Source organism: Trinickia dabaoshanensis (genome assembly GCF_002879885.1).
Lineage (GTDB): Bacteria > Pseudomonadota > Gammaproteobacteria > Burkholderiales > Burkholderiaceae > Trinickia > Trinickia dabaoshanensis.
Map to the genome: position 1 here is coordinate 1 of NZ_PNYA01000024.1, position 17,932 is coordinate 17,932.

15 protein-coding genes are annotated in these 17,932 nt (G+C 57.0%); 10 read left to right on the forward strand and 5 right to left on the reverse strand.

Features of this window, described 5'->3' with window-relative positions; translation table 11 throughout:
- Positions 1 to 253 precede the first annotated feature (253 nt).
- On the reverse strand, positions 254 to 2,035 hold the full coding sequence (locus tag C0Z18_RS23070; RefSeq protein ID WP_102647780.1) for a UvrD-helicase domain-containing protein: 1,782 nt from the start codon (positions 2,033 to 2,035) through the stop codon (positions 254 to 256).
- Between the two features lie 2 nt (positions 2,036 to 2,037).
- Positions 2,038 to 3,840: an ATP-dependent nuclease gene (locus C0Z18_RS23075; protein WP_102647872.1), complete on the reverse strand. Its 1,803-nt coding sequence runs from the start codon at positions 3,838 to 3,840 to the stop codon at positions 2,038 to 2,040.
- Positions 3,841 to 4,191: 351 nt separating this feature from the next.
- On the opposite strand from C0Z18_RS23075, the gene C0Z18_RS23080 reads away from it, so the two are divergent.
- The 8 genes from C0Z18_RS23080 (at position 4,192) to C0Z18_RS23120 (ending at position 12,034) form a co-directional block, all read left to right on the forward strand.
- Complete coding sequence (locus tag C0Z18_RS23080) at positions 4,192 to 4,614, forward strand: helix-turn-helix domain-containing protein (RefSeq protein ID WP_102647781.1); 423 nt, start codon at positions 4,192 to 4,194, stop codon at positions 4,612 to 4,614.
- A 163-nt stretch (positions 4,615 to 4,777) separates the two neighbouring features.
- Positions 4,778 to 5,413 (forward strand): TnsA endonuclease N-terminal domain-containing protein, encoded by a 636-nt coding sequence (locus C0Z18_RS23085; RefSeq protein WP_102647873.1) that lies wholly within the window; start codon positions 4,778 to 4,780, stop codon positions 5,411 to 5,413.
- On the forward strand, positions 5,394 to 7,361 hold the full coding sequence (locus C0Z18_RS23090) for a DDE-type integrase/transposase/recombinase (RefSeq protein WP_102647782.1): 1,968 nt from the start codon (positions 5,394 to 5,396) through the stop codon (positions 7,359 to 7,361). Before C0Z18_RS23085 ends, C0Z18_RS23090 begins: the two co-directional genes overlap by 20 nt.
- The gene (locus C0Z18_RS23095) at positions 7,358 to 8,218 is read left to right on the forward strand and encodes a TniB family NTP-binding protein (RefSeq protein WP_102647783.1); all 861 of its coding nucleotides are present in this window, start codon (positions 7,358 to 7,360) and stop codon (positions 8,216 to 8,218) included. The genes C0Z18_RS23090 and C0Z18_RS23095 overlap by 4 nt, the downstream gene beginning before the upstream one ends.
- A complete protein-coding gene (locus tag C0Z18_RS23100; protein ID WP_102647784.1) occupies positions 8,218 to 9,189 on the forward strand; it encodes a TniQ family protein in 972 nt (323 codons plus the stop codon). The genes C0Z18_RS23095 and C0Z18_RS23100 overlap by 1 nt, the downstream gene beginning before the upstream one ends.
- Positions 9,182 to 10,009, forward strand: a complete 828-nt coding sequence (locus C0Z18_RS33920) for a TniQ family protein (RefSeq protein WP_102647785.1) — start codon at positions 9,182 to 9,184, stop codon at positions 10,007 to 10,009. Before C0Z18_RS23100 ends, C0Z18_RS33920 begins: the two co-directional genes overlap by 8 nt.
- A gap of 348 nt (positions 10,010 to 10,357) precedes the next feature.
- On the forward strand, positions 10,358 to 10,606 hold the full coding sequence (locus tag C0Z18_RS33925) for an antitoxin Xre/MbcA/ParS toxin-binding domain-containing protein (RefSeq protein ID WP_408647104.1): 249 nt from the start codon (positions 10,358 to 10,360) through the stop codon (positions 10,604 to 10,606).
- A gap of 357 nt (positions 10,607 to 10,963) precedes the next feature.
- Positions 10,964 to 12,034 carry a hypothetical protein gene (locus C0Z18_RS23120; RefSeq protein ID WP_102647787.1) on the forward strand — a complete coding sequence of 357 codons (1,071 nt, stop codon included), beginning with the start codon at positions 10,964 to 10,966 and terminating at the stop codon, positions 12,032 to 12,034.
- A gap of 665 nt (positions 12,035 to 12,699) precedes the next feature.
- Here the strand turns inward: C0Z18_RS23120 and istB are convergent.
- Both istB and istA read right to left on the reverse strand, forming a co-directional pair.
- The gene (gene istB / locus C0Z18_RS23125) at positions 12,700 to 13,485 is read right to left on the reverse strand and encodes an IS21-like element helper ATPase IstB (RefSeq protein ID WP_102647875.1); all 786 of its coding nucleotides are present in this window, start codon (positions 13,483 to 13,485) and stop codon (positions 12,700 to 12,702) included.
- A 14-nt stretch (positions 13,486 to 13,499) separates the two neighbouring features.
- A complete protein-coding gene (istA, locus tag C0Z18_RS23130; RefSeq protein WP_102647788.1) occupies positions 13,500 to 15,023 on the reverse strand; it encodes an IS21 family transposase in 1,524 nt (507 codons plus the stop codon).
- A 135-nt stretch (positions 15,024 to 15,158) separates the two neighbouring features.
- Here istA and C0Z18_RS32780 point away from each other — a divergent pair, with 135 nt between their 5' ends.
- Both C0Z18_RS32780 and C0Z18_RS23135 read left to right on the forward strand, forming a co-directional pair.
- Positions 15,159 to 15,935 (forward strand): hypothetical protein, encoded by a 777-nt coding sequence (locus tag C0Z18_RS32780; RefSeq protein WP_146014078.1) that lies wholly within the window; start codon positions 15,159 to 15,161, stop codon positions 15,933 to 15,935.
- A gap of 606 nt (positions 15,936 to 16,541) precedes the next feature.
- Positions 16,542 to 16,907: a hypothetical protein gene (locus tag C0Z18_RS23135; protein ID WP_146014079.1), complete on the forward strand. Its 366-nt coding sequence runs from the start codon at positions 16,542 to 16,544 to the stop codon at positions 16,905 to 16,907.
- Between the two features lie 10 nt (positions 16,908 to 16,917).
- Here the strand turns inward: C0Z18_RS23135 and C0Z18_RS23140 are convergent, their stop codons facing one another.
- Positions 16,918 to 17,847, reverse strand: a complete 930-nt coding sequence (locus C0Z18_RS23140) for a hypothetical protein (protein ID WP_146014080.1) — start codon at positions 17,845 to 17,847, stop codon at positions 16,918 to 16,920.
- Positions 17,848 to 17,932 lie beyond the last annotated feature (85 nt).

Consider the following 17,932-nt stretch of genomic DNA (forward strand, 5'->3'; position numbering starts at 1 on the left):
CCAGCCGAACCGCTTCCAGCTTGAATTCGAGCGTGTAGCGCGCCCGCGTTGTCTTGCTCATCTTCTTGACTCTCCTTGCTTGAGTTTAAACGCTCAGCAAGGGATTCGTTTTTCGGGGGCAAGCTCACACATTTGAGTTATCCGACTGCGTGCAGCTCAATTGCAGTAATTACTGCAGGCGACTTGAGTCGGCGTCCATACAGAGTCGCGAATGGTCGTCTAAAGTTGACATTCTCCATCTGTTCGGCGTGGGTTACTCCCTCGTGCCCGCCACCGTAAGCTTATGCCCCTCGAGAAGCGGGCAAACCGGCCACAGCGGATCAAGGATAATCGCATGTACGCGCGCGCGGGTCAGCCCGACACGCAATACTTTCCTGCTCTTGGAATACGGTGGGATATCGCCTCTCCATATGAACGATGAGTCGACACCCGCGTTAGTCCGGCGGGCCTCTCGAACGATGATCACGCCGTCGAACTGCTTACCCTTAGCCTTGTGGAAGTTCATCACCAGCAGGCCGGTGGGTGGCTCCACGCCATCGACGATTTGCTCCTGTGCTAGTGCCGCATCCAAGGCAGCACGCGCGTTCGTATAGGCCCCGTCTCGAAGCCATACGGCAGCCAAGCTGGCCGAAATTCGGTTGCCCCGTTGGAAAGCCACCAGGAAATCGAGTTGATTCGCCACACTTTCCAATTCCGCGTGCCCGCTGTTGCGAAGCGTCTGCTTAACCAAGATCCAGTCCTTCGATGGGTCCCCAGAGAAGCCTTTTGATCGAAGTTCTGCAAACAGGATTCGGATGGCCTTTGCGATCTTCACCGTAAGCGCTTTGCCTGACCGAATCTTTGTCGCCTGCTCAAGAAGCTTGGCGACTGCCGTACGGCCCTTCCCGGTGGAGCGCTTCCCGGCGGCGATCATTTCGAGACATGTCGCAAGATCGGCCTCGGTGTTTTCTGTGACCTTCGGCTCAAGCAAGAACGCAGCAAGTCGGGCGGACAGAAGGGCCTGTGCCTCATCGAAAAGAAGCTTATGCTTCACGGGTTTGCCGTCGTTCGATCCTAGAGCGTTGAGCGCATTAGACATCTTTAACGCGCTTCGATTGTTCGGCACCAGGATCGCTATGGTTTCGATCGACCTGTCCGTCGAAGCTTTAACTGCTCGAATCACTTCGCGGAGCGCCCATCGCAGCAGGTGATTCCAGTTGGGGGGAGGATTTTCAGGACGGTATCGAAGTGCCGAAACCCCCTTATAGGGCGCGCCTCGAACGACACCGTTCAGAATGTCGTTGCCGAAAGTCAGAATCTCCGAATCCGGGCTGCGATGATTCTGTAATCCAAAGTCAACTTCCATTGGTTGTAGAGTCGCGCGAATAGCGTCGACTCGCTCAGGACCAACGCCTGGGAGGTAGTCAAAGATCTGTTGATCGAGGTCGGCCAGGCAAATGATCTGCGTATGAGACGCCAACATCTCTACACATCGCCAAGCGTGTTGGCCGGTGTCTTGAGCCTCGTCAACAATGATGATTGGATAGCGTTGCCCGATCGACCTCAACAGGTAAGAACTCGTTGCCAGCAACTCGGCAGCGTTGGGGGCAAAAAGGTCAAACGCGATCCGCCCTTCTTGTCTAAACAGTCGCTCGCGCTCGGATACCCATTGCGCCCAGCCTTCGTCCTCTTCGTCGATCCCTCCACTGATGGCCTTTTCGTCCTGCGGCAGCAGAATCGATAGCTTGCGAGGCGCGCCCAAGAGGTAAGCGTGCGTTTTGAGAACTTCCCAGAAGAACGAATGGAAAGTCTGGATCGAAAGTTGGCTACGCTCCCCCTTACTCGCCTCCAGCTTGGCTGCGTCCGCGATGCGCGAGACAGCAGCACGCGAAAAGCTGAGGAACAGCGCGGATTGCCCAGGCGCCATTCCCTCCTTGATGCGCTTGACCGCCTTGCGCAGTGCGATTGTCGTCTTGCCGCTACCAGGACCGCCAAGCACTAGCGCATGCCCCTCGCACGCTAATACGGCTTCCCGAAGCTGGCAGATTTCGTCCATGCTCAGGCGAACAACTCCGGCTCCGCCGGATCCGGTTCGTCGGCAATCGATGGCGGAGGCGGGAACAGCGCGAATACCGAATTCAAAAAGCTAACGACCGTGGGAGGCAACTCGCCGAATTCGCACTCCTCGAAGAGCCGCGCGGCCCAGCCTGCGCCCTTATTACTCGCGAGCGCCTTTTTTACCGTCGCGCGCACATCGTCATCGCCCGGACGCTCAGCTGGGATGCCCACCTTACCCGACTCCCCGCTACCTTTAATCGCTGAAAGAAAACTCCACAACCGGTCAGCGGGCATCTCCATAGCAATCAAATCTTCGAAGCCTTTGTGAACATGCTCGCAGTTGATCTCAAAAGCCTCCGCATAGCTCGCCTTCTGGTCCTCTGGCCGCGCGGGCTTGTGGTCGTAGAATGCGATGGTTTTCAGCCCCAGCGCCTTAAAGAACTTGCCAAACTTGGGGCCATTGCCGTCGCCGTCCGAGTTGAAGAATGCCGCACCCGCAATGTCCAGCGGCTGCAATTCGGGATTTTGCTCTTCCATGCGCCTGGCCGCGACCGGCAGCGCATGCAGCTCGGTCAATCCCTCAACTACGATTGCTGCCTTTCCGAGCATGCACTCCGAGAGGCCCCACCTTGCGTAACGCTTGAACTCGTTGTCCTTGAGACCGGTAGCCTCGGAAACCTTCTTCGAGCTGACATCGCCCCCGATGCGCGCGAGCAGCAAGGTCTGCGCAGGCTCAAATCGCTCAATCACAAACGGCGAGTGCGAGGTCACGAACGTCTGCGTCGTCTTAGTAAGCAAGTAGTCGGCAATACGTCGCTGAGTGTGAGGCGCCACCGCGATCTCGGGCTCCTCCATCGCGAAAATCACCGTCTCTGGTTTAAGTTCTGCGATGAACGATAACAGTGCGAGTACCAACGTATTGACGGTGCCTGTGCCGGCATGTGCGAAAGGGACATGCCCCTGGTCAGCCGATATCGCCAAGAAAAAGGACATCGTCTTACGCAGGTGCTCGCGCGTAAGTTCCGAAACATGGAGTCGGGTCGCATTTCCTGGCGCCTCAAGCGCGATGTAGCGCGAAAGCCTCTTCTCCACCGACCGCAGCACCGGAGCAATCTCTTCAGCGTCGGCCTCGATGTCGAGTCCACGCAAGCTTTCAATGGTCTTCTCCCAAAGCCGCGTTCGCACACCTTTCGCCCTCAAAATGATATCGAGCAACGATCCGCGCTCAAGGCTGAGCGCGCGCGACCCTGTGCGCAAGGCCCGAAGATATAAAAAGCCAAAGAGCCTTTTGATTGACCTCGGAACCGGCGTTAGCTCTCCCGCTTCAGCGTCCGGGCTATGCGAAAAGAACGTACGCGCCTCGAACTCGTCTTCATCCGGGTCATATTTGCCCGTAGTTTCCAGCCGAAGGCATGGCACAGCGAAGGGAGGGTTAGCTATCGCGGCTTCGCCAGAACCCAACAGGCGCTTCTCCCCCACATGCCAGAACTCGATGTGCCCGCCGCACTTCCCATCAACCTCGACGCTCAGGTCAATCAGGACAACCTCGATCCGCAGAGGAACAGGGACTCGTACGGCGCCCCCCTCTCCAGGAGGCGCCAAATAATTAGCATTGTAAAAATCGAACTCATCAATTGCGGGGAAACGGTTAAGGCGGTCTGGCCCGAGCACGAGGTCCAGTGCTTCGCAAATGGTGCTCTTGCCGACGTTGTTTGGCCCAACCATCAGCGTGTGCCCTTCGAACAGCAAATTCGCGGACCTGATGCCGCGAAAGTTCGAGATGGTCAACCGCACAATTTTCATTCTTCGCCCCCCGCCCAAGATCATCCATTTATCGTTTCGCCACTGGCTTCCCGACGCGCTATGCGCTGCCAACATGGTATCTCTGCCATATTAAGCGAGCGACGTGCGAACGAATCGTCGTGCGATGAGGCAGATAGCCAAAACTACCGCCACCGAGGCTCGATGGCTCTAAAAACAAGCAGCAATCGCCAACGACCACAGTGCCGATTGTGAAAGCTTAATTTTAATCACCAAAAGTCACTGATTAAAATTCACTCAAACGCCTCATATCACTGACCAATGGACCAATCTTTTCTTGAAGGAAAGAAAAATTTTTCCTAGTGTTTAGCGAAGCCAGTACACGAGCAGGCGATGAGCCCCTTTTCTATTGCACTGCGTCAATTGCGAGCCGAACTAGAAATGGCGCAAGGCGAGTTCGCCTCGCGCATCGGGCTCCGTCAACCATATGTCTCAGCACTTGAATGCGGCAAAAAGATGCCCAAGGACGGCGGCATCGTACGCCGTATCGTCGGAGTGCTATCCCTTTCACCGGAACAGGAAGCGGCACTGTGGCGGGCCTTCCAAGTCTCTCGCCAATTCGACCTCCCTCCTCCAGGGGCGCCCGCAGCCGCCTACAGTTTCTTCGCGCAGATTTCCGAGGCACTTCCCACGCTCTCATCGGCTGATTTCAAATCACTGTCGGCACACCTTGTCTCGGTCAGCAGCGAACGCGGCTTGACGTTAGATGCCGGAATGTCGATCGAAAGCCACGCGCAGAAGGAGACGCCCATGTAGAAATAAAAACGCCACCTAACCCTTGAGGACTAGGCGGCGTTCGCGCGCATCTTTCGATACACGACTGTGACGAGTTCAGTATCGGATGCGCGTTCGGACGTGTCAAGTCCTCTTCGAGCACTTCCTTGAGGGAAGCTGGATTGCTATTGCTTGGAGAGAATCTATGTCTGGCGTCAGAAAGGTCGTCACTCGCTCCCCCAATCGGCGAGTCGGCACTGTTGCGTGCCCGTGGTTCCGCACAACACCCATCGAATACGAGAGCCTACTAGAGCGTGACTTTATCCGGCTCTCAATTCTCGATCCCCATGTTTCATCAATATCTGAGCAGCCGTTCACCTTGGCCCTCGGAGGTCTAGGGCGCTACACGCCGGATTTTCTTCTGATGCACACAGGCGGCCCGATCGTAGTCGAGGTGAAGCCACGTGCCCGTGCGTCTGACCCGACGGTCAGCCCCCGCCTGGAGTCCGCTGCTCGAGTGCTAGCCGACAAAGACTACCGATTTCTCATCGCCACAGAAGACTTCATTCGCGGCAACAAGCGTCACGAACGCGCCGGCGTACTTCTTCGACACGCAAGGAGTCACCTGCAATCAAGCGTGACGTCTCGAACACTCAACATCGCCTCCAAATATTCGAAAGGGATCGCCATAAGACAACTTGCGACTCAAGCCGGCGTACCAGAGTCCGCGGTTCTCCACCTCGTCGGTCGCCGACTACTTCGCATTGGTCAATCGCTGTGCTTCACCGGGTCCCAACTTGTATATCCGATCGGAGGTTCCCATGACCGTGTACGCGCTTGAACGCGGGTTGGTAATACAGGTTGGGGACGCCCAATGGCAGGTCCAACGTGTTCTGGACGCCACCCATGTCCAGTTGGAGCATGCCCGGACCGGCAGGATTCGACGCGAGCGAATTTCAAAACTAGCCGCAGACATCACCGCCGGAAGGGTGAAGGTGTTGCGGGATGCCGAGCCGGCCAGCGATCGCGAGCGCCACGACGCATCGAAGGTGATATGCATAGCATCCGTCCCAGAACGATATCAACACGACTATGCGCGTGCATACGAATACGTGCGACACCTGCTACGAAAAGGGATCTCGAAGGGGCAAAGGTCACGCATCACAGAGGCGATCTCAACATTTTCCGCCGCGATCGGAGATAGTCATCCGCCAAGCTCATCAACCGTCATGCGCTGGATGCGATGTTTCGAAAGCAGCGGCGGCAATCCGAGTTGCCTCATCTCAGGGAACGTACGCCGCAAGCGCCAACCGCGCATTCCATCCGAAGTTCGTCGAGTAATAGATCACCTTCTCGCGCGCCACTATTTCCGAAAGCATGGGTCAACGCTACGTGCAGTCCACGATCGCGTCGTCGAGACGCTTGCGAAGGATGTCGAAGCTGGCCGAATCACATCCGAACGCGCCCAGGTCAGCGCATCGACAATTCGCCGCATTGCTTACGAGGTGGCACCTTACGATCGCGATCGTCTGCGAATCGGCACTGCCGAGGCGAACCATAAATGGCGGTTTTCAAAACCCGGCAGGTACGCTACCCGCCCACTTGAGCGCGTCGAGATGGATCACACATTGCTCGATATCTGGGTAGTCGATGACCGATGGGGTATTCCACTGGGCCGACCGACGATCACGTTTCTCGTTTGCAGCTATAGCGGCTACATCCTCGGCTTCTACGTCTCGTTCGAAGGAGAAACGCTCGCGAGGACTGTGCAGAGCATCAAGCTCGCCATCCAACCGAAAGACGCCATCACAGAGGCGGCCAAGCTATCTAATCAATGGCACGCGATGGGCCTTTGGGAGACACTGATAGTCGATAACGCTCTATCGGTTCACTCGAAGCGTCTCCAATTTATCGTGAACGAATTGTGTTGCGATCTGGAGTATTGCCCCGTTCGGATGCCCTGGTTCAAAGCAACCGTCGAGCGAAGTCTCGGCGAACTGACGCGCCAGCTTCCTGCTCAAGGGCGCCCCCAGAAGCCGGGACGCCAACCCGATCCGATTGACCCGCGTGTCACCGCGTGCATTACGTTTTCGGACCTTTGTCTTGGAGTGTTGCAATGGGTCGTCGACGTGCATCCCTTCGAGATCAATGCCAGAAAAAACAGTCGGCCGATTGATCTTTTCCTAGACGGCCTGGACGAGTGTCCCGCGCCGTCATTTCTAGAATCCACCTTGAGCCTTGATGTGCTTGCTGGCATTCAGAAGACGGTAACGGTCCGCCACGACGGTGTCACCCACGAGTGGCTCAGTTACGTATCCGACGAACTGGGGCAAATGCGACGCGAAGTCGGTACGAACTTCCGCGCCAACATGGCATACAACCCGTATGAACTTGGGAGCGCGTTCGTGCAACATCCACGCACCGCGGCTTGGGTACAGGTCTTCGCAAAGGACCAAGAATACGCAGTTGGTCTTTCCCAAACACAACATCGATTGATCCGCGCGGCGACCAGAGAGCGACTGACGCACGCGAACGCCGAAGAGGTACTACGCAAATCAAGGCTTGCCCTGCAAGAACGTTGGGCATCGGCAATCGCAACTGGAAAACGACTCAAGCGCTCCCCCCGCGATTTTGCGCTCTTTCAGCAAGTCAGCGCGGTCTCTATCGGACCATCATCGGCATCCTCGGGACAAATCCGGCCGTTTGAGAAATTCGCCTCGGACGACGACCCGCCCGTTATGAAGAAGCCGATTCCATCGTTCGAGACCTTCATAGGGGATGCACCATGAGCTATAGCGAAAAGGCGTTACTGGTCGCCGCCCGCGTGGCAGGGACACGGGTTCATCACACGAAGTTCAAGACCGCCCTTGATGCGGTCGCACGCGTCATCCAAATGGGCAACGCCCTTTCGGTACCCGCGGGAATAAGTGTTATCGCGCCAGCCGGCGCGGGCAAAACATTCCTCATTGAATCCATACAGCACAATGTGTGTAAGTGGCCGTTTCTTCGACCTAACAGCGTACTCTCTGCCTCGCTTAAAGAGGCGCCCAGCGTCGGCCAGGTCCAAGACGAACTGCTGGCAAATCTTAACTACGCGATACCGCCCCGGTCGGGACGAAAAAACAACGCCTCTTCGTTTGACTTGCTCGAAGAAGCGATAAAACAGCATGGCATCCGTTTGATCGCTATCGATGAATATCAACATGTCTTTCTTGCTCGAAAGCTTGATGCGCGCGCAGATATGATCGACTGGACCAAGCGGCTACTGACAAAAACCAAGTGTCCTGTCCTTCTCGCAGGAACGGAGACCCTTCGAAGCATCGAAAAGGTCGACCCTCAGCTTTCGTCACGCATTCCCGCGGTGGTAGCACTGCCTGCCTTTGAGAACGATGAGGAGTGGCAGGGCATGCTCAGCGCATTCGCGTCTGCCATTCCCGAAGTCGACCTGTCGCCATTGCGCGCTCAATATGCGACGCCAGTGTTCAAGTCCACTCGCGGCATGATGCGCTTATTGAAGTCGCTGATCATCGAGGTCTCGATGATCGCAATCGACAGTGGCGAACGCGAAGTCGCAAGGAGCCATTTGAGGCTCGCGTTCCATCGGCTCTTTGGTGCCGACTCGAGTCTAACAAACCCATTCGACTAATGTTCCCCTCCTCGACCGCCCCCTACCCGCGGCAGGACGAAATCGACGCCGACGAGGATGGCGTGGGTTTCGCCCTGAGGATGGCTACGCGGAACGGCATTACATTCAACGAGCTCGCCCGACAACTCGCTTCGCCGGGCCACCTCTATCTTCCTTCTCAATCCGTCGGCGCCATCGCCCTCATGTTCGGATGTACGCCAATCAGACTGCACCGCGCCTTCGTGCAACGCTATTTCCGGGGTGAGTCATACGGCGCTCAGTTTCTCGGGCATGAATTTCAACGCCCGTACTTTCTACGGCAAACGCGTCCGCAGATCTGCCCGGCTTGCCTCAGAGAACGCACTCGCGCGCTCGCTGCGTGGTCAATTTGCCTTATTACGGCTTGCCCCTTTCACGGCATCCGCCTTCTTGACCGCTGCTCCTGCGGCCGCCCCGTATGTTGGAGGCGGCTATCTGTCGAGTTTTGCGAGTGTGGCCGTCTCCTGACAGATCGAAACCAACGCATCAAACAGGCTGACCCGCGCGAACTAGTGATCAGCAGTCAAGCCATGTATCTACTTGGCTCCAACCATTTTCGCCTACGGCCCGACGACGCCATGTTCGGGGTGTTCGACGGAATTTCAATCGACACGTTTCTCCGTCTCATTTGGGTTTTCGGGATCGTTACGGAAGGCGAGCGTGCGCCGCGAGCAGGATGCATAAGCCGCATTTTGCCCACCTCAGATGCGTCCACTGTCTGCTGCCGGGCATTCGACCGGCTTGCCCGTGTGATAGGCGCGACAAAAAACGTCGTCGAAATCGACGTTCATCAAACCGCGCTGGAGGCGCTGCGCCTCGATTGCATCTCAAGACCCGACATTCAGTTGGTGGAGTCGCTCGCGGCGAGACTGAAGTGTAATTCTCGGCGAGGCGGAACGTCGATACGACAACCGAACCGGCAATTTTCGTTGTTCGAGGAATGCAATGATTGACCGACCGCCGAGCCTTTTGATTGCACCGACCCCGTTCCTAGACGAGTCGCCCGCGTCCTGGATCCAACGGGTGTGCCAAAAGCACAGCCTCCCCTATCGAACTCTCCTTGGTAATCTCGGCATCCCCCCGCGCCAAGATCCCGACGTTCAACTACCAGTCGATCATATTTGTCATATCGGCAGGGGCACAGCTGTTCCGCTAGCCCGACTGCGGCTGCTTGGAAATGTTTTTCGGTCCATTCGCGAACTACCACGACTCGGGAGGCTTCTAAGCTTCGCACCAGATGGCGAACCAAGCTACCGCGTCTGCTTTGCATGCCTGAGGACTGATGCCATTCCCTACCTGCGAATACAATGGCGTTTCAAGGACTGGGGGTATTGTCCAATCCACCATGTGCCGCTTTCTGAACGATGCGCGGAGTGTGGCGCACCTGTAGTCGCTGCCAAGGTATGTATCGGCCGTACAGCGGATGGAAAAACGGCAGACATTTCAGACTGCGCCAATTGCAGGAAGCCGCTGGTCGGCGTTGGCCCAGCACCCAATCCAATTTCTACGAGAACCTCCCAAATTTCGGCTCAAATGTCAATCGTCTCTGCGGTAATTCGCGGATACTTCTATTTGGAGGGTTTCCCCGAACGGATGGGGCTTGACTTCCTGCTGTGGCTCGACGATAAGTATCATCTGAATGCGTGCGAACTTGCGCCTTCTAAATCCATAAACATTGAAGATGCTGTCGCGTCATCGATTGTTCGACGACTACTTAGAACATATCGATCGGCAAGTAGCCCATCACCTCACATCCTCCGATTAACAACGTAGCCCCAAGAGAGAAGCGATCGTTTAAATCAGCAAGTAATTGCTAGCTTTATAACACACGGAGTGAGGTTCCCGTCTATGAGAAAATTCGTGTCAGCCAAGAACTCTACTCGACGTCGTATGCGCAAGCACGTGCATCCAACCAGGATTCGATCGTCCAAGGTACCTGTCGAGCCTATCGCATTCGGTCAGCGACAGTGCGGCTTCGAAGCGTTTCGAGCGATCGCTCCACATAAGAAGCACCATCAAATTTCGGATAAAATCGATTTAATCATCGTACGTCAACTGTCAAATAGACTACTCCACACTTCGACACCGATGCTGCCGCGCGGGTTCGGGACTCGGAAATCAATGAGTTGTAAAATAATTTCGCGGCGACAGCGATTGTCCCGTGTCGAAGCAGATCGAATCACACGTTTGCTTCGCGCACTCAGTCAAGGAATCGACGTATTTGGGAATGGCGAACTGGCAGCAAAATGGTTACTAAGCTCTCTTCCCGAATTGAGCAATCTACGTCCGATCGATGTTCTATACTCCAAAGCTGGTTATGAACGCGTACGAGACTTACTGGACCGAATTACTTTTGGATTGGGTGTATGAATTGGTCAAATCATCTAACAATTCAACGAATTTATCGGAATCAATCCCCCAGGTGACCTTCGCATTGAAGGTGGTTTTGACCAAGATCGGTCCAACCTGTGGCAGCAACACTGGGTATGTGCTCGCCTGAATCCATAGTCATCTCGATCTTTTAGAAGCCTGCCCAATCTTCGTTCGTCGACTACCCGAACGACCGCTTCTGCACGCACAGCCGCGCTCGCAAGCGGCCGATCGCTTCGGCCTTCCCCAAGGTCATCTCTCGCCCCTAACCGCGTGGTCTCTGCTAATTCCACGCTTGACAAAGCGCACATCGCACTCGCATAGTGTCGTACGCTTACACAATTCGCTTACACAAACATGAGAAAGCAACTCTTCACCATGCGCCTGAGCGAATCTCTGGCGGCCGCAGTGGAATCGATCAAACTCCGCCGGAAGGAGTCTTCATCGTCAGAGGTCGCGCGTCGTCTGCTGGAACTCGGCATCGAAGCTGATCGACGGGCGATGGAAACCACCCGCTCGCTGCCAGAGGAGCCAAGGGCGGCATTGCTGGTCCTTCGTGATCGCTACTATCGGGACGACCCTCTGACGCGTGAGGAGTGGGAATTTCTCGCAACAATGGCCCACCATGCCTATATGCACCCAGGCCGATCGTTTGTTACGAGGTCGCTGCTAGTGGATGTCCTGAGCGCAACAAAGGCGTTGTTAAGCGCCAGAACACGCCACCTTGGCAAGAGCGAACTTCCATCTGACCGTTACTACCGTTCCAAACTCGACCTGCGTGAGGACGAATCGCTGCTTGATGGCATCGAGAGAGTACAAGCCAGCCTCCCCGAGTGGCCCGACGCGACGTACGCGGAATGGCTCACGCGACCGATCGAAGGATATTTCAGCGGTGAAGAACCTGCATTACCTGACAATCTATTGAATCAGACTCTGAAGCCTTATCTGCTCACGTTGCTGACGCTCGCGATCCGCCGTTTCTGGCAAGCCGAGGGTAAACCCATTACCGACACGAGCAACGACGCGCCAACATTCGGGAACATGAGACAGCTTAACCCGATAGAGATAGACGGCCTCAGCCTTTCATTTACAGTCATGAATCAGCGTTTAAGCGCTATTCTTGGATTTGGCGAGATTCTGCCGATGCTCCTGTCACTTCCATCACTGCCCGTCATCAACGATTTTTTTGATTTGGTCACTGCGTCTACGAGGCCGGGAACACGTCATCCCGAGTATGAAGCGGGCCCCCGCCGCATCAGCCTTCCGATACAACATTACAAGAAATTTATTCTCTGGGATGGCGATAAGAATTTCCATTTCGAAATTGAAGAAATGGAGCGCATTGCAAATCTAGCGCATGTCGCGCGGAGCGACCCCGACTTTATCTCTCACGAGAAGGCTGCGCGCCTTGCGTATGGTGCAATCTAACATATACCAGGAATGAACCGCCCCAATCACCGTCATTTCAACTAACGCTCTCAAAAATCATGGCTGGCTGCATTTACTGTCAAAAGCCTGGGAAGAAAACGCGAGAGCACGTGTTCCCCGCTTTTCTACTTAGAGCGGGCGACGCTCGTGGACTATTTTATTCAAACTCTGCGGGCGGCTATTTTGACACCGACGCAATCGTCAAGGACACTTGTGACTCTTGCAATAGCGGACCGTTAAGTCGCCTCGATGATTACGCAAGCACACTTTACCGAAAATATTTCGCACGGGCACTAATCGACACCCGGACGGTGAAATTTGATTTCGACTTACTGCTCAGATGGGTGTTAAAGGTAACCTTCAATGCCCAAAGAGGATTCGGTGGGATCAGTAGAAATTTACTTCATTTGCGCGGCTACATGCTCGGTGTCGAACCCCGTCCCCGCAGCCTTGTTTTCCTGGGCGGGGTAATGAAACGATCATGGGTCGACGGACGATGGAAGACGCCTCGCGACCTGCGCGCCTGCGACATACGCGTCCCAGAACTCGATTTGAGGGTAGAGCTACATTTTTGTCATATGTGTCACCTTCCGGCATAAAGGAGCCGGGTATTTCCGGCATATAGGCGCCAGTAGAAGCGGGTAGAAACGAGCATCTTGGTGGGTTCAAGAATGGGCGGTTTGGGTGCCGTTTGCAAGGTTCAAGTGATGCTCCGGAAGGTGCCTCGGGCTTCGATAGGAGTGACCGTCGAGCACTAGGCAGTAAGCGTTGTGACGCAATCGGTCGAGCGTGGCCGAGGCGAGCAATCGATTGGCCGGGAACGCCTGATCCCATTCGGTCAGATCGAGGTTGCTCGTGACGATGGTGGACGCAGCCTCGTAACGTTCGGCGATCAGTTCATGCAGATCTTCGTCGGCGGGCGGACGTAGTGGCTTGAGCCCGAAGTCATCGATGATCAGCAATTCGACGCGCATCAAGCTGGCGAGCCGGCGCTCGTAGGCGCCGGTGGCGCGAGCGGCATTCAAGCTCGTGGTGAGCTGGGTGCAAGTGGTGAACAGCACGTCGACGCCTTGACGTACGGCGCAATGGCCGAGAGCCTGCGCCAAGTGGCTCTTGCCGGTACCGCAAGGTCCGACGATGAGCACCGGCGCATGTTCGCCGAGGTAACGGCCGCCGGCCAGATCATGCACGAGCGCGCGGTTCAATTGCGGCAGCCGATCGAAGTCGAATTGCTCCAGTGTCTTGCTGGTGCGGAAGGCGGCGCGGCGCATGCGCAGCGCAAATTTCTTCTGTTCACGCCGGGCGACTTCGTCTTCGATCAGCAGCGCGAGGAAGTCGACGTAAGAGAGCTTCGCATCGATGGCTTGGCGATTGCGCGCTTCGAGCGAGTCGAGGATACCGGACAGACGCAATTGCTTCAGATGCGGGGTCAAGGCTGGCATGGGTTGCATCGCCATCTCCTGGGTTAATGACGCACGTCGGCGTCGGGAGCAAACAGAGACTGGGCGTCGCGGGCGAAACGCGCGCCGGGGGCGTGGACGTGCTCATTCGGATCGGCAAGTGGATGCCTGTCGAAGCCACCGACGAGGATCGTCTTGACGGTCCGATAGAAGGGACTGGCGTGTGCCAGCGCGCGAGCGCAGGCCGCTTCCAGGCGCGAGGCGCCGTACGGCTTCTGCAAACGCATGACGCCTTGCGCCGCACGTAGGCGCTCAAGGATGTGATTGGCCAGCAGCAGTTCGATGAGCTGCGCACAGGCCGGCCCCACACGTTGGGCTTGTTCCAGACACCACTGGCGATCGTGAGCGAGAAACGCGCGAGCCTCGGGCGGCAGGTGGTCGCGCACGGTGAGCCGCTCGCCGGGGCGACGGCCACGCACATGCGAAGCCACCAGTCGGTAATCGTCGTAGATGCAGATCGAAGCATCGGTCGCACGCAGCCACAATTGCTTGCCGACCAACGAGAATGGTACGGAATACAGCATGCGCTGATGCGCGACATGGCAGTCCCGGTGGACCGAGACCTTGTGCCAGGTGCCCAGATCGGGCGCGACGGCGGGCAGTTCTCGCATGAGGGGCCGTTCGAGTTCGAACAACTCGAGCGGTACTTTGCGCGTAGTGCCGTGGATGCGGCGCCCCGCTTCGTGCATGACCCAATGACGCGCCTGCGCGTTCAGGTCCGTGAAGTCGCGGAACTGGCGCAGCGGCAAGAAGTTGCCCTTTACGTATTTGACGCCGGCTTCCACGATGCCCTTCTTGGGCGGATCGGCCGGTGGGCAAGGATCGATGCGGAAGCCGTACCCTTCGGCACATTCCGCATAGGCGCGTTGCACGACGGGATCGTATGCACAGGCACGCGTGATTGCGCATTTGGGGTTATCGATGATCACGCGCGTGGGGACACCGCCGAACCATTCGAACGCGCGGCGATGGCATCCGAGCCAAGTCGCGACCGTCTGGTCCCAGACGAACTCGACGTACTGGTGTCGCGAGAAGGCAAGCGTCATCACGAACGCCCACGTGCGCTTGAACACGCCGTCAGCGTCGGGCAGCATTGGGCCGGCACCGAAATCGACTTGTGCGGCTTCCCCTGGCGCGAAGCTTAGCGGCACGGTGGCGTCGGGCGGACGATCGGCGTTGATCGAAACGATCATGCGATAAACCGACGAATAGCTGCCGGTGTAGCCGTGCTCGCGCCGCAACGCCGCCAGAATGGCCGTGCCGGGCACTTGCTGCTCGATCCATGAAGCGATTAATGCGCGGTGGACCTCGAGCCCTGAGACAGTCGAGCTTGCCTTGTGTGGCGGACCTAGCGCGGCGGCGATCTCGGCGTCATCCGGTAGCGGCGCGTCGGGTTTGAGCCAGCCGCGTTGTTCGGCCAACTCGCGCAGCGCGGCGAGCTTACGCCGGCCCATGTAGCGACAGCGTGCCAGTTCGCGCTCGGAATCCCCGTGGCGCATGCGCACGAGAACCTGTCGATATTGATGCATCTCGATTCTCCGTCGGCCCATCGCAGCCTCCCTTGGTGGATCACGCCCCACAAGTTAAGCCTGCAATGAGCATCACGATCGAGATGCTCGATTCCGCCCCTGGCTCCTATATGCCGAAAATCGGCTGGCTCCTATATGCCGGAAACGAAGTGGCTCCTTTATGCCGAAAACGTCCCGGCTCCTTTATGCCGGAAGCCCGGTGGCTCCTATATGGCGGAAGATGACAGTCATATGCTCGTCGTTGGATCTTTTTGCTTCATCGTCCTTGATCTAATAAACCCTTCCGAAGAAGGTAAGCGACGAGCAATTAAATTTATCGAAAACTTCATTGGCGCACGAGAAATAGCTGCGACCTCAACCGAATTCCAATTTGACGCAAACATTTCGAAGATAGATCACGTCTCTCACAATATTCGTCAAGCAGCACAAAATTCGCAGATGCACCCGGACAATCGGGAAATCGTCATCGGCGATAAAACGATTCGTCTCACCGGGCTGCCAGAACATCGGGCAATTAAAAGAAGTCGCATTATCGATTCAAAATTGGCGCTCACTACGATTAGTATCGATGGGTGCAAGGATAGTGCATGCTTGATTCTATTCAAATTCCCCGCGCCGCTTCACGAGTTTGAAAGCCCAATTACCGACCAACATCACAAAGTGAGCAAAATATGCTACGCAAGCCTAAAAAGAAGCAATAACAAGACGCACATGACACTGCACGACCCCTTCGAACCTGCGGTCCCTCACCTTACGGGACCGTTCGGAATCACACAATCTGAGGAAAATTGGAACAACTTTAGGTCTGCCATTCTAAATCGAGCCTATCTTTTCTTGTCAGACGACCGTCTTCTAAAGAACTCAAATATCGTACTCAATTGTGTTGAGGTTATTTCGATCGAATATATTTAGAGCGATACTCGTGGGTGGGGGGGGGTAGTCGGTCAACGTCAGGTTTCACCGTCATATTGCCAACGGCATCAAGGAGGATGGATTCCTCGGAGGCCGGGAGCGGCTGCGCCGCGGAACATGGCCGACACTCGTTTAACGGTGCGTTCGCCAGTCGAAAGCGCCGCACGGGTGGCTTGCATATTTGACAGTCGCGTTGCATACGTCCAATGCCGCCCTTCTATGGGCGCCGTCGAGTGTGTGGCGGAGAACTCCGGCGGGCGAGGTGTTCGGGCGCACGGAATTTCCTTAGCAGGAAGCGCCGCTGGAATGATGGCTTCAGTCGGTGCGGGAGCGGCTAGAATTCGCCGACGGCAAACGGCCTCTTGGCGGATGGACGGCACCGCATCCACGCGACAGAAGTACTAAGTTAAATGAGTCGAACTCAAGAAAGTTCTAGGATAGGCGAATCTTAGGTTCACACTTGGCTGGGCAGCCGGCCCGGCGGGCCTTGCAGCATAGGCACAACCCGTTCAATCTTGAATGAATCTCGACACCCGGGTTTACCTGGATCGCACCTTTCATGGCAACATCGCCCGCACGTCAGACAATAAGAGCGACCACATCCTCATGAACGGGCAATCCAATCGAACGCCGGCCCAATGGGCCGTCACCATTTGCGCCATCGCGACAACGGCTGTTTGCGCGATCGGCGTAGCCGCCGCGGGGCTCTCCCTGCTGATCTTTCCGATGATGTTCGATAGCCCGGGCTCCGAGCACAACCGGTGGTTGTGGAACGTAGCCGCGGCGCCGCTCGTCTATGTGCTCGCGTTTTGCATCTCGTTGCAATGGAGCATGCAGGCGATCAAACAGGGCAGCTCCCGCGCCTTCGGCCTGGCGCTCTTGACGCAAGGCATCGGGGCCGGGTGGGTCGCGCTGTCGTGGGGGCTGTTGCAGTACTTCTGCAACGGTAATTTTTCATGCGCCCACCCCTAGCCGTGCCGCTTCAGCGGCCCGCGCTCGCGCCTCGATCGGCGGCGACCGCCACCGGTTCGTCAACGGCAACGGGCCGGGCCCAATGCCAGCCGAGCGCGGTCAAGCACCCGAGCACGGCTGCCTCCAACGAAAACTGCCCCACGCTCGCGAACGCCGTCATAGCGGGCCCTGGGGCAAAGACGGCGTAGAGCAGCGAAGCGAGCACGTGCCGCTTCAATGCAAGAATCAACAGGACGAACGCCGCCGTCCGCCTCGGCAAGCCGCCAGGCAGTCGGTTCCAAATCAAAGCCGCACAAGCGAAGGAAAGTAAAACGGGCTCGAGGAACGTCAGGTAGGCCGGGATCAGCACGTCGATGCCGTACGGCAGCGCGCACCAGCCGCCCTCGGGCATCCACTGCGCGGCGTGTGTCCGGATCACCGCATCGGCGGCGGCCAAGGCTGGCGCGATGACGTATGCGGAGAAGAGCGCCGCAACGGCGGTCCCGCAAACGCGCGCCCGCGTGGATCGCAATCGGGCAAGACCGGCCGCTAAGCCGGCGGCCACGGCGTACATGCTCAGAGGCCGCACGCTCGCCAGGAAACCGATCAGCCAACGCACAGGTGCGTGAGTCGAGCAATACCCGCTCATGAACGCCGCCCGCAGCGTCTCATTCAGGCCGGCGAGCAACGCAAACAAGATCGCGACGCAAAGCAACGCCGAGCGCCCGGGCCAGCGCGCGCGCAACCCGTCGTACACCCACATCGCCGCCCAAATCATCAGGGCACCGTTCAGCAAGTCGGGAAACTTCGTGCGCAAGACGGCGCTCGGATAAGGCACGTGCAGCACTTGCAGCATCACCACGTGCACGCTGAGTGCCAGCACACCGGCCACGGCCATGGCCGACATCAACCGCCCCCAGCGAACGCCTCCCAGCGTCCTTGGCCTCGCATTCGGATTCATCCGCCCTTCCCTTGATCCAGTGATATCGAGCAGCGAATATCCTAGGAGGGCGCCGTCACGGCTATCAGAATCGCCTGAGTTTCGA

What these genes read in the sequence shown, in the direction of transcription:
- C0Z18_RS23070 (WP_102647780.1), bottom strand. Translation starts at nt 2,035, where the DNA reads ATGGACGAAATCTGCCAGCTTCGGGAAGCCGTATTAGCGTGCGAGGGG.
- C0Z18_RS23075 (WP_102647872.1), bottom strand. Translation starts at nt 3,840, where the DNA reads ATGAAAATTGTGCGGTTGACCATCTCGAACTTTCGCGGCATCAGGTCC.
- C0Z18_RS23080 (WP_102647781.1), top strand. Translation starts at nt 4,192, where the DNA reads ATGAGCCCCTTTTCTATTGCACTGCGTCAATTGCGAGCCGAACTAGAA.
- C0Z18_RS23085 (WP_102647873.1), top strand. Translation starts at nt 4,778, where the DNA reads ATGTCTGGCGTCAGAAAGGTCGTCACTCGCTCCCCCAATCGGCGAGTC.
- C0Z18_RS23090 (WP_102647782.1), top strand. Translation starts at nt 5,394, where the DNA reads ATGACCGTGTACGCGCTTGAACGCGGGTTGGTAATACAGGTTGGGGAC.
- C0Z18_RS23095 (WP_102647783.1), top strand. Translation starts at nt 7,358, where the DNA reads ATGAGCTATAGCGAAAAGGCGTTACTGGTCGCCGCCCGCGTGGCAGGG.
- C0Z18_RS23100 (WP_102647784.1), top strand. Translation starts at nt 8,218, where the DNA reads ATGTTCCCCTCCTCGACCGCCCCCTACCCGCGGCAGGACGAAATCGAC.
- C0Z18_RS33920 (WP_102647785.1), top strand. Translation starts at nt 9,182, where the DNA reads ATGATTGACCGACCGCCGAGCCTTTTGATTGCACCGACCCCGTTCCTA.
- C0Z18_RS33925 (WP_408647104.1), top strand. Translation starts at nt 10,358, where the DNA reads ATGAGTTGTAAAATAATTTCGCGGCGACAGCGATTGTCCCGTGTCGAA.
- C0Z18_RS23120 (WP_102647787.1), top strand. Translation starts at nt 10,964, where the DNA reads ATGAGAAAGCAACTCTTCACCATGCGCCTGAGCGAATCTCTGGCGGCC.
- istB (WP_102647875.1), bottom strand. Translation starts at nt 13,485, where the DNA reads ATGCAACCCATGCCAGCCTTGACCCCGCATCTGAAGCAATTGCGTCTG.
- istA (WP_102647788.1), bottom strand. Translation starts at nt 15,023, where the DNA reads ATGCATCAATATCGACAGGTTCTCGTGCGCATGCGCCACGGGGATTCC.
- C0Z18_RS32780 (WP_146014078.1), top strand. Translation starts at nt 15,159, where the DNA reads ATGCCGGAAACGAAGTGGCTCCTTTATGCCGAAAACGTCCCGGCTCCT.
- C0Z18_RS23135 (WP_146014079.1), top strand. Translation starts at nt 16,542, where the DNA reads ATGAACGGGCAATCCAATCGAACGCCGGCCCAATGGGCCGTCACCATT.
- C0Z18_RS23140 (WP_146014080.1), bottom strand. Translation starts at nt 17,847, where the DNA reads ATGAATCCGAATGCGAGGCCAAGGACGCTGGGAGGCGTTCGCTGGGGG.